The organism is Xenorhabdus hominickii, assembly GCF_002632725.1.
In the GTDB taxonomy this organism is placed as follows: Bacteria; Pseudomonadota; Gammaproteobacteria; order Enterobacterales; family Enterobacteriaceae; genus Xenorhabdus; species Xenorhabdus hominickii.
In genome coordinates, this window is the sequence record NZ_NJAI01000002.1 from 558,751 (window position 1) to 572,985 (window position 14,235).

General features: G+C 39.5%; 14 protein-coding genes. 10 read left to right on the forward strand and 4 right to left on the reverse strand.

Annotation, left to right across the window (positions count from 1 at the left end):
* Positions 1-7: 7 nt before the first annotated feature.
* Positions 8-2,641 carry a DNA topoisomerase (ATP-hydrolyzing) subunit A gene (gene gyrA / locus Xhom_RS09690; protein WP_069316311.1) on the reverse strand — a complete coding sequence of 878 codons (2,634 nt, stop codon included), beginning with the start codon at positions 2,639-2,641 and terminating at the stop codon, positions 8-10.
* Positions 2,642-2,835: 194 nt separating this feature from the next.
* Here gyrA and ubiG point away from each other — a divergent pair, with 194 nt between their 5' ends.
* From ubiG to Xhom_RS09730, 9 genes are all read left to right on the forward strand, one after another.
* Positions 2,836-3,570 (forward strand): bifunctional 2-polyprenyl-6-hydroxyphenol methylase/3-demethylubiquinol 3-O-methyltransferase UbiG, encoded by a 735-nt coding sequence (gene ubiG, locus Xhom_RS09695; protein ID WP_069316310.1) that lies wholly within the window; start codon positions 2,836-2,838, stop codon positions 3,568-3,570.
* Between the two features lie 361 nt (positions 3,571-3,931).
* Positions 3,932-6,223: a class 1a ribonucleoside-diphosphate reductase subunit alpha gene (nrdA, locus tag Xhom_RS09700; RefSeq protein ID WP_069316309.1), complete on the forward strand. Its 2,292-nt coding sequence runs from the start codon at positions 3,932-3,934 to the stop codon at positions 6,221-6,223.
* A 12-nt stretch (positions 6,224-6,235) separates the two neighbouring features.
* Positions 6,236-7,366 (forward strand): class Ia ribonucleoside-diphosphate reductase subunit beta, encoded by a 1,131-nt coding sequence (nrdB, locus tag Xhom_RS09705; protein WP_069316308.1) that lies wholly within the window; start codon positions 6,236-6,238, stop codon positions 7,364-7,366.
* 1 nt (position 7,367) lies between these two features.
* Positions 7,368-7,634 (forward strand): class I ribonucleotide reductase maintenance protein YfaE, encoded by a 267-nt coding sequence (gene yfaE, locus Xhom_RS09710; RefSeq protein ID WP_069316307.1) that lies wholly within the window; start codon positions 7,368-7,370, stop codon positions 7,632-7,634.
* 527 nt (positions 7,635-8,161) lie between these two features.
* A complete protein-coding gene (locus tag Xhom_RS09715) occupies positions 8,162-8,935 on the forward strand; it encodes an N-acetylmuramoyl-L-alanine amidase (RefSeq protein ID WP_069316306.1) in 774 nt (257 codons plus the stop codon).
* Between the two features lie 122 nt (positions 8,936-9,057).
* Positions 9,058-9,639 (forward strand): glutathione S-transferase family protein, encoded by a 582-nt coding sequence (locus Xhom_RS09720; RefSeq protein WP_069316305.1) that lies wholly within the window; start codon positions 9,058-9,060, stop codon positions 9,637-9,639.
* Positions 9,640-10,323: 684 nt separating this feature from the next.
* Positions 10,324-10,512 (forward strand): hypothetical protein, encoded by a 189-nt coding sequence (locus Xhom_RS09725; RefSeq protein ID WP_069316304.1) that lies wholly within the window; start codon positions 10,324-10,326, stop codon positions 10,510-10,512.
* Between the two features lie 35 nt (positions 10,513-10,547).
* Positions 10,548-10,790, forward strand: a complete 243-nt coding sequence (locus tag Xhom_RS45825) for a porin family protein (protein ID WP_420855262.1) — start codon at positions 10,548-10,550, stop codon at positions 10,788-10,790.
* Positions 10,791-11,530: 740 nt separating this feature from the next.
* The gene (locus Xhom_RS09730) at positions 11,531-11,965 is read left to right on the forward strand and encodes a lysozyme (RefSeq protein ID WP_069316303.1); all 435 of its coding nucleotides are present in this window, start codon (positions 11,531-11,533) and stop codon (positions 11,963-11,965) included.
* Between the two features lie 112 nt (positions 11,966-12,077).
* Here the strand turns inward: Xhom_RS09730 and Xhom_RS09735 are convergent, their stop codons facing one another.
* Both Xhom_RS09735 and Xhom_RS09740 read right to left on the reverse strand, forming a co-directional pair.
* Positions 12,078-12,473, reverse strand: a complete 396-nt coding sequence (locus Xhom_RS09735; RefSeq protein WP_069316302.1) for a VOC family protein — start codon at positions 12,471-12,473, stop codon at positions 12,078-12,080.
* Positions 12,474-12,617: 144 nt separating this feature from the next.
* On the reverse strand, positions 12,618-13,211 hold the full coding sequence (locus Xhom_RS09740; RefSeq protein ID WP_069316301.1) for a lytic polysaccharide monooxygenase: 594 nt from the start codon (positions 13,209-13,211) through the stop codon (positions 12,618-12,620).
* Between the two features lie 500 nt (positions 13,212-13,711).
* On the opposite strand from Xhom_RS09740, the gene Xhom_RS45830 reads away from it, so the two are divergent.
* On the forward strand, positions 13,712-13,939 hold the full coding sequence (locus tag Xhom_RS45830) for a pyrimidine dimer DNA glycosylase/endonuclease V (protein WP_084023089.1): 228 nt from the start codon (positions 13,712-13,714) through the stop codon (positions 13,937-13,939).
* A 111-nt stretch (positions 13,940-14,050) separates the two neighbouring features.
* On the opposite strand, the gene Xhom_RS33405 is transcribed toward Xhom_RS45830, so the two are convergent.
* On the reverse strand, positions 14,051-14,235 hold a 185-nt coding region (locus Xhom_RS33405), incomplete at its 5' end, for a hypothetical protein (RefSeq protein WP_211287892.1).

The following is a 14,235-nucleotide window of genomic DNA, read 5'->3' on the forward strand; positions in this document are numbered from 1 at the left end:
AAGTAAATTATACTTGACCTTCTGCTTCGTCATCTCCTTCATCAGAAGGAAGTGCTGTATTGTCATCTTCGTCATCAGGTTCAGCTACACGCTGTAAGCCAACAACTTTTTCGTCTTCTGCTGTACGGATCAGGGTGACACCCTGCGTATTACGACCAACAACACTAACCTCAGAAACACGGGTTCTCACCAATGTACCTGCATCAGTAATCATCATGATTTGGTCAGTCGGTTCTACTTGAATTGAGCCAATTACGTTACCGTTACGTTCGCTGACTTTGATGGAGATTACACCTTGAGTCGCACGGGATTTTGTCGGGTATTCGCTCTCAGCTGTACGTTTGCCATAACCATTTTCGGTGACAGTCAGGATTTCTCCTTCTCCGCGAGGAATGATCAGAGAAACAACTTTATCGCCTACCGCGAGCTTGATACCACGAACCCCAGTTGCAGTACGTCCCATCGCGCGAACACCTTTCACACGAACAGTACCATCTTCCAGCGTTTCTTCCTCTTCTTCAAGGAAACGAACGACTTTGCCCTGAGCGGAGAATAGCATGACTTCATTGCTACCATCTGTCAGGTCAACACCGATTAACTCATCCCCTTCATTCAGGTTCACTGCGATGATACCTGCACTGCGTGGACGGCTGAATTCACTGAGTTTGGTCTTCTTAACGATACCGCTTGCAGTTGCCATAAAGATGTTCAGCCCATCTTCATATTCACGTACAGGCAAGATGGCGGTAATGCGTTCGTTTTGATCCAACGGCAGTAGGTTGACGATTGGACGACCACGGGCACCACGGCTTGCTTCCGGCAATTGATATACCTTCATCCAGTACATCTTGCCCTTATTTGAGAAGCAGAGAATAGTGTCGTGGGTATTGGCCACCAGCAGCCGTTCAATGAAGTCCTCTTCCTTGGTACGTGCGGCTGATTTTCCCTTGCCGCCACGACGTTGGGCTTCATAGTCAGATAATGGCTGATATTTAACGTACCCCTGATGGGATAGGGTTACCACAACATCTTCCTGAGTGATCAGGTCTTCGATATTGATATCTGCTGAATTTTCAGTCAATTCAGTACGGCGGGCATCGTTATATTGTTCTTTGATGGCTAGCAGTTCTTCACGAATGACTTCCATCAAACGTTCTGGGCTTTCCAGAATGAACAGCAGTTCAGCGATGATTTCCAGTAGTTCACGATATTCATCAAGCAGTTTTTCATGCTCAAGACCAGTCAATTTTTGTAGGCGCAGATCCAAAATAGCCTGTGCCTGCTGTTCGGTCAGATAGTATTTACCGTCGTGAATACCATACTGTGGCTCCAACCATTCAGGGCGGGCTGCATCGTCACCAGCTTGTTCCAGCATCGCAGCAACATTACCCAGCTCCCACGGTTGAGCAATCAAACTGGCTTTAGCTTCAGCCGGGGTGGATGTACGGCGGATCAATTCGATGACAGGATCGATATTTGCCAGAGCAATGGCCAGTGCTTCAAGGATATGGGCGCGGTCGCGGGCTTTGCGTAGTTCAAAAATTGTCCGGCGGGTGACAACTTCACGGCGGTGGCAAACGAACGCAGAAAGAATATCTTTCAGGTTAAGTAACTTAGGCTGTCCTTGATGCAGGGCAACCATGTTGATACCAAACGAAACCTGCAATTGGGTGAGTGAATACAGGTTATTCAGGACAACTTCACCGACAGCATCGCGTTTTATTTCGATAACAATGCGCATCCCATCTTTATCAGACTCATCACGCAGTGCACTGATCCCTTCAATGCGCTTTTCTTTCACCAGTTCAGCGATTTTTTCGATCAGTCGGGCTTTATTGACCTGATAGGGGATCTCATTGACGATAATGGTTTCACGGCCATTTTTTTCGTCAGTTTCAATTTCTGCACGAGCACGGATATAAATTTTACCGCGACCAGTACGATAGGCTTCCTGAATACCGCGACGTCCATTGATAATGGCTGCCGTAGGGAAGTCAGGGCCAGGGATATATTCCATCAGGCCTTCGATACTGATGTTTTCATCATCAATATAAGCCAGACAGCCGTCAATCACCTCAGATAAGTTATGAGGTGGAATGTTGGTTGCCATACCCACAGCAATCCCTGATGAGCCATTGACAAGCAGATTGGGGATACGGGTTGGCATTACCGCAGGGATTTGCTCTGTGCCATCGTAGTTAGGCACAAAGTCGACAGTTTCTTTTTCCAAATCTGCCAGCAGTTCATGGGCAATTTTTGCCATGCGTACTTCGGTATAACGCATTGCTGCTGCAGAATCGCCATCTACCGACCCAAAGTTCCCCTGACCGTCAACCAGCATGTAACGCAGGGAGAATGGTTGTGCCAGACGAACAATCGTATCATAAACAGCACTGTCACCATGCGGATGATATTTACCGATAACATCCCCGACAACGCGGGCAGATTTTTTATAAGGTTTATTCCAATCGTTTCCCAATACATTCATCGCGAAAAGTACGCGGCGGTGTACTGGCTTCAGTCCATCACGAACATCTGGCAGTGCACGTCCAACAATAACGGACATCGCATAATCCAGATACGAGCTTTTCAGCTCTTCTTCGATATTGACCGGTGTGATTTCTCTGGCAATGTCGCTCATGGAGCCACTGTCCCTCATACTCCGAATTCAAAGGCTTAGAATTATACCACAAATTGACAGTTTTATAAAAACCTGATGCGGGTATTTCAAGATTAAGGCATGTATAATAGCTTTCTATCACACATCCCCATAATACTGTTACATTTTCTGTGAAGCAGTTTTCTGTGAGGTAATTCCTAGGAGCGATATTGTTGATGAACGTCAAAACCCCCGATTCACACATTCCGTCCCATGTTAATGTGGATCAACAAGAGATCGAAAAATTTGAAGCCGTTGCCTCCCGTTGGTGGGATCTTGAAGGTGAATTCAAACCATTGCATCGGATCAACCCGTTGCGCTTGAACTATATCCTGCAACATTCCGATGGCTTGTTTGGTAAAAAAGTACTGGATGTTGGGTGTGGCGGCGGCATTTTGTCAGAAAGCATGGCGCGTGAAGGTGCGGAAGTGACCGGGCTGGATATGGGGTTTGAACCCTTGCAAGTTGCCCGCCTGCATGCACTGGAAACCGGTATTACCGTCACTTATGTACAAGAAACGGTAGAAAATCATGCTGAACAGCATCAACACGCCTATGATGTCGTGACATGTATGGAAATGCTTGAGCATGTTCCGGATCCTGAATCCGTAGTCCGCGCCTGTGCCAAACTAGTAAAACCTGGCGGCCATGTGTTCTTTTCAACAATTAATCGCAACCGGAAAGCATGGTTGATGGCAGTTGTCGGTGCAGAGTATATTTTGAAAATGGTACCTAAAGGAACTCATGATGCGAAGAAATTTATCCGTCCTTCCGAGCTGATTGAATGGGTTGATAAAACACCACTGAAAGATCAACATATCATTGGGTTATATTACAACCCGTTGACAGATAAATTCCGGCTTGGACACAATGTAGACGTAAACTATATGTTACATACTCAATCGGTCTGAAAGTCGTAACTAAAGGATTAATAAAGCGGCAACTAGATATTATTTTTAATATTTTATTTTCCCTGTTTCGCCGATAGCCTTATGAAACTAACATCAAGTAACTACGCAGGTTATCGGCTTTTTGACAAAATTAATCCTCAAGTTATCCACAAAACTTCCCAATTTTGTACACTTGATAAAACGCGAGTTTAACATTATCTTGTTATTACCGTTTAAATTACCCCCTATATATTGTGTTTCTTGCCATCCCACAGTAGCGAAATTCCCAACTGGCCTTAGCTATTCTGGGTGTATCATGCTGTCAATAGGTAACGAAAGATAATATAGGTGAGATACGAAAAGAAAGAAGGTGTATTTCCCCATGAACCAGAGTCTGCTAGTTACCAAACGTGATGGACATAAAGAACAAATTGATCTTGATAAAATTCACCGGGTTGTCGCCTGGGCTGCCGAAGGTCTGAAAAATGTCTCAGTATCACAAGTAGAACTGCGTTCCCAGATTCAATTTTATGATGGTATCAAAACATCCGATATCCATGAAACCATGATCAAAGCCGCGTCTGATTTGATCTCTGCTGATGCTCCTGATTATCAATATTTAGCCGCGCGTCTGGCTATCTTTCATCTGCGTAAAAAGGCTTACGGTCAGTTTGAGCCGCCCGCGCTGTATGACCATGTTGTACGTATGGTCGATTTGGGTAAATACGACAAACATTTGCTGGAAGACTATTCTCAAGAAGAATTCGAGCAAATGGACAGTTTTATTGACCATCTGCGTGATATGAATTTCTCCTATGCTGCTGTTAAGCAGTTGGAAGGGAAATATCTGGTACAGAATCGTATTACCGGTGAAATCTATGAAAGTGCTCAGTTCCTTTACATTTTGGTTGCTGCGTGTTTATTCTCCACTTATCCGAAAGAGACGCGCCTAGATTATGTCCGTCGTTTCTACGATGCGGTTTCCACCTTCAAAATTTCGCTGCCAACGCCAATCATGGCAGGGGTTCGTACACCAACTCGTCAGTTTAGCTCTTGTGTTCTGATTGAGTGTGGCGATAGTCTGGATTCTATCAATGCGACATCCAGTGCGATTGTAAAATATGTTTCTCAGCGTGCCGGTATTGGTGTGAATGCGGGGCGTATCCGTGCATTAGGTAGCCCAATCCGTGGTGGGGAAGCTTTCCACACTGGTTGTATTCCATTCTACAAACACTTCCAGACAGCGGTGAAATCTTGTTCTCAGGGTGGTGTTCGAGGTGGTGCGGCAACACTGTTCTATCCTTTGTGGCATCTGGAAGTAGAAAGTCTGCTGGTACTGAAAAACAACCGTGGTGTTGAAGGCAACCGAGTTCGTCATATGGACTACGGCGTGCAAATTAACAAACTGATGTATGAGCGTTTGATCAAAGGTGAAGAGATTTCTTTGTTCAGTCCATCTGATGTTCCGGGATTGTATGATTCCTTCTTTGCAGATCAGGATGAATTTGAGCGCCTGTACACTAAGTATGAAAATGACAGCAATATCCGTAAAGAACGTATTAAAGCGGTTGAATTGTTCTCACTGATGATGCAGGAACGTGCTTCAACAGGGCGTATCTATATCCAGAACGTTGACCACTGCAATACTCACAGCCCGTTTGATCCGGCTATCGCACCAGTTCGCCAATCAAACTTGTGTTTGGAAATTGCACTGCCAACTAAGCCAATGAATGACATTAACGATGAAAATGGCGAAATTGCACTGTGTACGCTGTCTGCTTTCAACCTTGGAGCCATCAAAAATCTGGATGAAGTGGAAGAATTGGCGGAATTAGCCGTTCGTGCTCTGGATTCCCTGTTGGATTATCAAAATTACCCAATTCTGGCCGCAAAACAAGGCTCAATGGGACGTCGCACACTGGGTATTGGTGTGATTAACTTCGCTTATTATTTGGCGAAAAACGGTGTGCGTTATTCTGATGGCAGCGCCAATAACTTGACTCATAAAACGTTTGAAGCCATTCAGTATTATCTGCTGAAAGCCTCAAATGAATTGGCGAAAGAGAAAGGTGCTTGTCCGTGGTTTGGGGAAACCACTTATTCACAAGGTATCCTGCCGATTGATACTTACAAAAAAGCATTGGACACACTGACCAGTGAACCTTTGCACATGGATTGGGAAGCTCTGCGCCGTGAAATTCAACAGTATGGCCTGCGTAACTCAACATTGTCTGCATTGATGCCATCAGAAACTTCTTCGCAAATTTCTAACGCGACCAATGGCATTGAGCCACCACGTGGTTATATCAGTGTGAAGGCATCAAAAGACGGTATTCTGCGTCAAGTTGTACCGGATTACGATCTTTTGAAAGGGGCTTATGAACTGTTGTGGCAAATGCCAAGCAATGATGGCTACCTACAGTTGGTAGGAATAATGCAGAAATTTATCGATCAGTCGATTTCTTCCAATACCAATTATGATCCGGCTCGTTTCCCTAATGGCAAGGTTCCGATGAACCAATTGCTGAAAGATTTACTGCTCGCTTACAAATATGGTGTGAAAACATTGTATTACCACAACACCCGCGATGGGGCAGAAGATGTTCAGGGTGATCTGGAAGAAGTGGTTGAGTCTGCTGATTCCGATTGTGAAGGCGGCGCGTGTAAGATTTAATTTGAGGAAGCTATGTCCTATACTACTTTTTCACAAGTAAAAAATGATCAGTTACAAGAACCGATGTTTTTCGGCCAGTCTGTTAACGTGGCGCGTTTTGATCAGCAGAAATATCCGATTTTTGAGAAACTGATTGAAAAACAACTTTCCTTCTTCTGGCGCCCAGAAGAAGTGGACGTCTCCCGTGATCGTATCGACTATAATGCGCTGCCGGATCATGAGAAGCATATTTTCATTAGCAATCTGAAATACCAGACGTTGCTGGATTCCATTCAGGGCCGCAGCCCGAATGTGGCTTTCCTGCCGCTGATTTCTATCCCAGAACTGGAAACATGGGTTGAAACGTGGTCGTTCTCCGAGACGATTCACTCGCGTTCCTATACACATATTATCCGCAATATCGTCAACAATCCTTCCATTGTGTTCGATGATATTGTGGAAAACGAACAGATTTTAAAACGCGCCAAAGATATTTCCGCGTATTACGACGATCTGATCGAAATGACCAACTACTATCACCTGTTGGGTGAAGGAACACACGATGTCGTAGGTAAAAAAATCACTGTTAACCTGCGGGCATTGAAAAAACAGCTTTACTTGTGCCTGATGAGTGTCAACGCTTTGGAAGCTATTCGTTTCTACGTCAGCTTTGCGTGCTCATTTGCCTTTGCTGAACGTGAACTGATGGAAGGTAACGCTAAAATCATCAAACTTATTGCCCGTGATGAAGCGCTGCATTTAACGGGAACTCAGCACATGTTGAACCTGTTGCGTTCTGGTCAGGATGATCCTGAAATGGCGGAAATTGCTAAAGAGTGTGAACAGGCGTGTTACGATCTGTTCGTACAGGCTGCTGAACAGGAAAAAGAGTGGGCTGATTATCTGTTTAAAGACGGCTCCATGATTGGCTTGAATAAAGATATTCTGTGCCAGTATGTCGAATATATCACTAATATTCGCATGCAGGCGGTTGGCTTGAAGTTGCCATTCGAAACTCGCTCCAATCCGATCCCATGGATCAATGCATGGCTGGTTTCTGATAATGTTCAAGTGGCTCCACAGGAAGTCGAAGTCAGTTCTTACTTGGTCGGTCAGATTGATTCGGAAGTCAATACTGAGGATCTCAGCGGTTTCGAACTCTGATATGGCTGATTACAAAGTTACCCTGCCGTTACGGCAGGGTTTATTCATCCGTTACTCTTCAGGTTTCCACGGTAATCTGCTGGAAGCTTTAGAGCACAACAAAGTTCAGATTGAATATCAATGCCGTGAGGGATATTGCGGTTCTTGTCGTGTTCGTCTGGTGAAAGGAAAGGTGGGATATCCTCGTAGGCCGTTGGCATTTGTCAATGAAGGGGAGATCTTACCTTGTAGCTGCTATCCACTCACGGATATTGAAATTGAAGTGTAAATTTCCTTGAACACACTTTGGTTAAATTTGAAACTCATATACTCTGCCTTGATTTATCAAAAATAATATACCATCCATGTTTCAAGCTACACAGCGGTTACATTACTAATTAACTATTGTGATTGTGTGAGTGTTCGAATAGACACAGCTAAAAAATTTTATACCTTAAACATCAAGGCAATGAACGTAGCTTTCTTTACGGGGCTTTTATACCTAATAATGTTCTGATTGAGAAATTAAAGACCTAAGTGAGTTTATATCGTGCTCAAACATAACTATTGCTTTATTATTACAGCGATATGGAATGTATTTTTGCAGTGATTTAATATTGACTACGTTATACCCAATGAATTTCTAGTTTCTGCACTTATGTTTTGAAAACGAATGTTTTGAGAACGAATCCCTGGGAGCATAGCTAACTCTATGTTTATGTGATCGAGATGAGTGAGCGTAGCCAACAACGCTGTAACTTGAAAGATGAAGGGTATACTATACATCGCAGCTCAACTCAACTAAGGAGAACAACGATGTATAAAATTGATTATAGCTCCTATCGTTCAACAAAAAGTTTTAATAGGCGTTCTCGCTTTTTAGTTATGCACTACACAGCCTTAAACTTTGAAAAATCCATTCAAGCATTGACCGGAGATCTCGTCAGTGCTCATTACTTAGTCCCAAACCCTAATGATCCAACTTATAAAGAAGCTGGATTTGATAAAATTCATATTTTTAATCTGGTGGAGGAATTAGAAAGAGCTTGGCATGCCGGAGTCAGTAGCTGGGCAGGGCGCGAAAATTTAAATGATACATCGATTGGTATTGAGATTGTGAATGAAGCAAGTGATGATTGTGGTGTTTTAACTTTTCCGCCTTATCATCCTGACCAAATTGAAGCGATTAAAGAATTAACTATTAATATCTTACAACGTTATCCAGATATTACTCCGATTCATGTTTTGGGGCATTCAGATATTGCTTGGAAAAGAAAAACAGATCCAGGCCCACAATTTCCGTGGAAAGAATTATATGATACAGGAGTTGGGGCATGGTATGACGAAGAGACTAAGCAAAAATATATTGAACAATTTGATCATCATTTGCCTGATATTTGCGAAATTTTGGCAAAATTCAAACGCTATGGCTATGATATTTCAGAAACAGAAGAAGAAGAGAATTATCGGTCTTTAATCAAGGCATTCCAAATGCACTTTCGCCCATTATATTACGATGGGATCGCAGATATAGAAACTATTGCTATTTTATATGCTTTAGTTGAAAAGTACTTTGATAAGAAATCCTAATCGCTTATAAAGTATCTCCAATCGATTCGGGTTGTGGTTTTCCTGGCTATGCCGTAACTTGAAAGATGAAATGAGTATATTAAAGACAGTTTAATTTTTCACTATTAAAGGGGAATAATCTAGTGATAACTGTTTGGGGGAGAAAAACCTCATCTAATGTTCAGGCGTTGATGTGGTGTATTGGCGAGTTGGGGCTTCCTTTTGCTCGTTATGATATTGGGCATAAATATGGTGGTAATGACACTCCAGAATTCTTGTCAATGAACCCTAATGGAACCGTGCTGGTTATAAAAGATGGTGATAGTGCTTCCATTTGGGAGACAGGAGCTATATTACGTTATCTTGCTAATCGATATGCTACCTTGCCTTTTTGGCCGGAAGAGCTTGAAGCCCGGACAAATATAGATAAATGGGCTGAATGGTCGAAAATAAATATTGCACTTAATTTTACTGCACCTATATTTTGGCAAGTGGTTCGCACTGCGCAACAACATCAAAATCAGGCTGAAATAGCCAAAGCAATCGACAAGTTAAGTCACATGCTAGATATTGCAGAATCACAGCTTCAGGAGCATGATTTTATTGCCAGTGATCATTTTACACTTGCGGATATACAATTTGGTCATACACTTTATCGATACTTTGATATCAAAATCAATCGTCCACGACATCCAGCGCTTATACGTTATTTTATCTTATTTTAATTATTTGAAAAAATTAAAAAATAGAATCCTTTTTTTGGAGAGCATATTCCAATAAAGATAAAAATTCCTAATGTCAAGGGTGCTTATATCTTGTCTCTTGAAAATTGAGTCAAACAACCAAACCAAGAAGTACCATAGGAAGGCATAGTCTTATTGATATGATTGAAAGGGAAAAAATATAATTTAGTAGCATGCCTAAATGTAGTATAACTGAATGATAAATTTTAAACATCTATTTGACTCCTGATTAATGTAATGCTCTATTTTAAATGTAAATAAATCAAGCATGACAAATGCTAACTTGATTTATTATTCCAGGTGATTCAGGTTTGTCATTGATACAAATAAGTTATTAATATCAGTGGGTTTGTAATGTTAAATTAAAATTTTCATTATTGTTTAACTGATATTTATCTTAAAATATAAAGCTGTGGTTTGTTTTTTTAATTATTTGATAGATATGTATTTTTTTAGTTTTAATAAATGTGAATTTAATTATTAATTAATGGATGGGGAGTTATTTAATTTATTGAATTTAAAAGTAATTTTTTTGACAGGTATAAAATTATTATTTTTATATTAGGTTGGATTATTAATGCGTTCCTTGTGTATTTCCCGGGGTTTTTCTTCAGGGTAAATACATAAGGTATAAATAATAGAGATATTAATATATGAAAAATATTATTGAGTGCCGCTATTTCTGCGGTATTATCTATAACTACGTTTAATGCTATCGCCAGCAATAGTGGTAAAAGTACTATTTCTTTAGGATATGTGGAGGGTGATGTATCAGTAGATAAAAATGATAAAAAATATGTTGATAACGCTTATGTTGGTGAGGCTGTAGGCACTAATTTTCCTGGGGGAGTTTAAAATTTCGCCAGGAAATTGATGAGGATTTTAGAATTATTGTCTTATTAACCTATAATTATTCTAGATATACACATAAACATAGTTATTATGACTGGGTATCAGAAATGAAATGGAAAAATATATCCCTGATGGCTGGTCCGGTCTATCGATTGAATGACTACATCAGTGTATATGGGCTGATTGGTGCAACAAAGAATAAGCTGGATAGATATTATAATACGAAAAAATACGTAACTTTAAATGATGCTTCACTATCTTATGGCAGGATTACAATTTAATTTAACGCCAAGTATTACTATTGATACTTCATATGAATATACAAAATTAAAATATAAAAATATTTATAATAATGTTAAGGCTGATATTGGAACTTGGGTACTGGTTATCGTTTCTAAGTTGTTTTTTATCATTTAAGTTATTTACCTTTATTTAACTCCTCGTTTTTTAGTTAACTTAATTATTAACGATTATTTTTTGAAATTATTATTTTTGCCTGAACTTTTTCTTAATATGATGGAGTTCGGGCTTTTTATTGTTGATAAAGGTAAAAAATCATTTATATTAAATTTTATGTAGGCGATAAAAAAGCCAGCCCTTTTTTTGAGCTGACTCATCGCTATTCAGTCATAACGCTTACATAAAGCGAGTTGCTGATAATCGAATAACAACGCAATGTACATTTGAGAGGAAAGATTTTACAGATTTCATGATGATTCCTTTGAGGGTTATAAATTGTGATTTACTTCACGAAAATCTAAATTATGCAGAGCATTTTATGCTCTAATAAAAAAGAGTCAAGATATTTATTAAATAATTTTTTAAAATTTAAAAAAAAATTGAAAATAATTTTATTATATTGAAATTTAAGTAAATTTTATGGAATCGTGTCTTAGTGGTGTTCTAACAATTCATGCTCTAAAAAGACTTCATTGGTTTTTTATTTGACTATAATTCAAATTACAGGCTGTTTTTTGAACATTTTTGGCAAATGCTTAGTTCAGTTAACGGAGATGAATGGATGGAAATCAGTGAAACAGGTATTAATAAGCTCAAAAGCTATGAAAGTTTGAGATTGAAAGCATATCCTGATCCTGCCACTGGAGCTGAGCCGTGGACAATAGGATACGGTCATATAAGGGGGGTGAAGCCTGGTCAAGTGATTACTGTACAGCAGGCAGAAACATTCCTGCTTCAAGATCTCATCCCGATTTATGATGCCATTCAACAATTAGTTAAAGTACCTCTAAAACAAAGGCAGTTTGATGCCTTGTGTTCGTTTATTTTCAATCTAGGAATAAATAATTTTGCCCATTCAACCTTATTGCAGAAGTTGAATGCAGGTGATTATCAAGGTGCGGCAGGAGAGTTTTTGAAATGGGATCGTGCAGATGGATTAGAGTTATCGGGCTTGCGTATGCGAAGAGAATCAGAGCAGAAAATGTTTTTATCATAAGTAGACTTGAACATGATGCATGTAATGCAACCCAATGAATTCACTAGTAAATGGAGTATATATTCTTCAATTTGCAGCACTGCCAACAAAGCTGCAAATTGAAAGTAACTCACTAAATTATTGATGCGTTATTTTGCAGCACAACACGATAACCATCAATATCTTCGAATGTTTTCCCATTTTTATCCCAATAAGGATTGTAAGAAGAAACGAGAATAAAACCGGCTTCTTGCATTTTTTTTATCTGTTCCTGCCATTCAAATTTATCTTCGATATAAAATACTAATAAATTATCTTGTGTCGGAGCTTTTCCAACATGTGTATTGTGATGATGAGTAAACTCTAGATGCCAAGAATGATTGGGATGCCCCAGCATAATGCCATCAAAATTCTCGTGATTTTTGAACTCTCCTAGTATCGTGAAATTTAGGCCTTTACAATACATATTTGTGATAATAGTAAGATTATCTGTGGGTCTGGCAATTCTAAGACTAGTTGAGCTTATCATATTGTTTTTTCAATTGTAGGGTTTAATCAGAAAAGAAATTTTATCTGAAAATATTTTGATTTTATTGGGAAGAAGTGCTAGAGAATAACCCACACTTCTTCACTGTTACTATTTTCTTTTAAAAGATCACTCTAATCGAAAAAATTATTTAATATCAGCATCTACTACTTGATAGAAGGCATTATTTGTATCTGCAATTGTCCACACTCCGAGAATAACATGATATCCGGAGCGTTCTGGGACATCACAGGTCAGAGTAACATTTTTAGTTGGTATCTTGCCATTATCCAAACGTTCACAGAAGGGGGTTAAATCAAACTGTGCACGAGTGAGTGGTTTATTCGGGTCCCAGTCCGGTTTAGTGATAAAGAATTGCCATGAAGTGGTACTATGTTGGGCTGTTAATGTCCATTTAAAATCATTAGAGCCTTTATTGATGCTGATATGATGCCAGCGGTCGGCACTTTGCTCATTTAATTGATTGAACTGATCAACACCTCCACTCGCAATTTTACCGTCGGGAGGCCCTCCTTCTGGGAAGCCTTTAGGCCCTTCGATGGATTGTGGTTCGTACATGATAAGCCCGCAGTTTTTGTTGATTTTTTTAGTACATAAAAGCGCTCTGCTGGGAGGGGACTCGATATACCCATGGCGAGAGTTTGGTTCAGCAGTACTAGATAGTGGAATCGTACCAAAAGCTGTCAATCCCACCAAAAGTAATGACTTTTTAATGTTCATGATGAATTTCCTATTTTTTCCGTGCTTGACTGTAAAATAAGTGGCATTAATTTTTTTTATAATATTAATTAAGCTTGTGGTATTTAATTGATTTTTTGTAAAAATACACAGGGATATTTATAACAAAATTAGTTCATTATAAATGCTTAATTTATGATATAGGTATGTCAGAACGATATTATCAAAGAAGGAGGTGGACTCTGTTTTTATAAATAATGAACGTGGTAGGGTAATTCCTGTTTTTTAGAGGGTATATTGGTTTTTTGATAACACAAAAATACCCTCCCGATATATTGGGAGGGGAAGAGCGAAATAAGAAGCAAATGAGGGTGTACTAAACAAGTAGGACATCTCAGTACACTTAAATAAGGTAGACCTTAATGGCATAATATGCAATAAACAAATCTTAAACAAAAACTGAGGGAAGGACGTTTTTAGATTAGTAGGTTGGACGAATGATCTATTTGATAAAGTAATAACTTATTAATTTAACTAAAGTTATGACAAGAATTAACGTTATCTTATCGAGTGAATTGTGTGATCAGCATTTACTCGCAGAACATAGAGAATTGACTAGAATCCCCAATGATATAAGCTCATGTTACCCGTTCTCAGACAATAGTTACCCTCTGATTAATGGCTGGCATGGCATGTATCAGCACCAAACTTTAAATATACAACTCGCTGAATTGCGCACTCGACAAACAGACATATTTTATAATACGTAACCATATTTTAATGCGTATTAATTCTGTTAATGGTTATTCAATTGAGATAAACATCCGACCTAAGTAAGATTAACTGGAAATTTAGCGGTAGTATGAGATTACTTTTATTAATTAGTAAGTTATGTCTGAAGTTAATAAGCCAAAGAATTGTATGTTGTCTTTTGATCTTAAAGTGGGGGGGTGGGGGTAATAATATTGGTCATGTATTAAATAGTTAGTTGTTGTGATATGCTTCCCGCCTTTTAAGGGTAAAGCATGGCCAAAGCTGACGTCTATTGCCGTTATTGTCACAAATC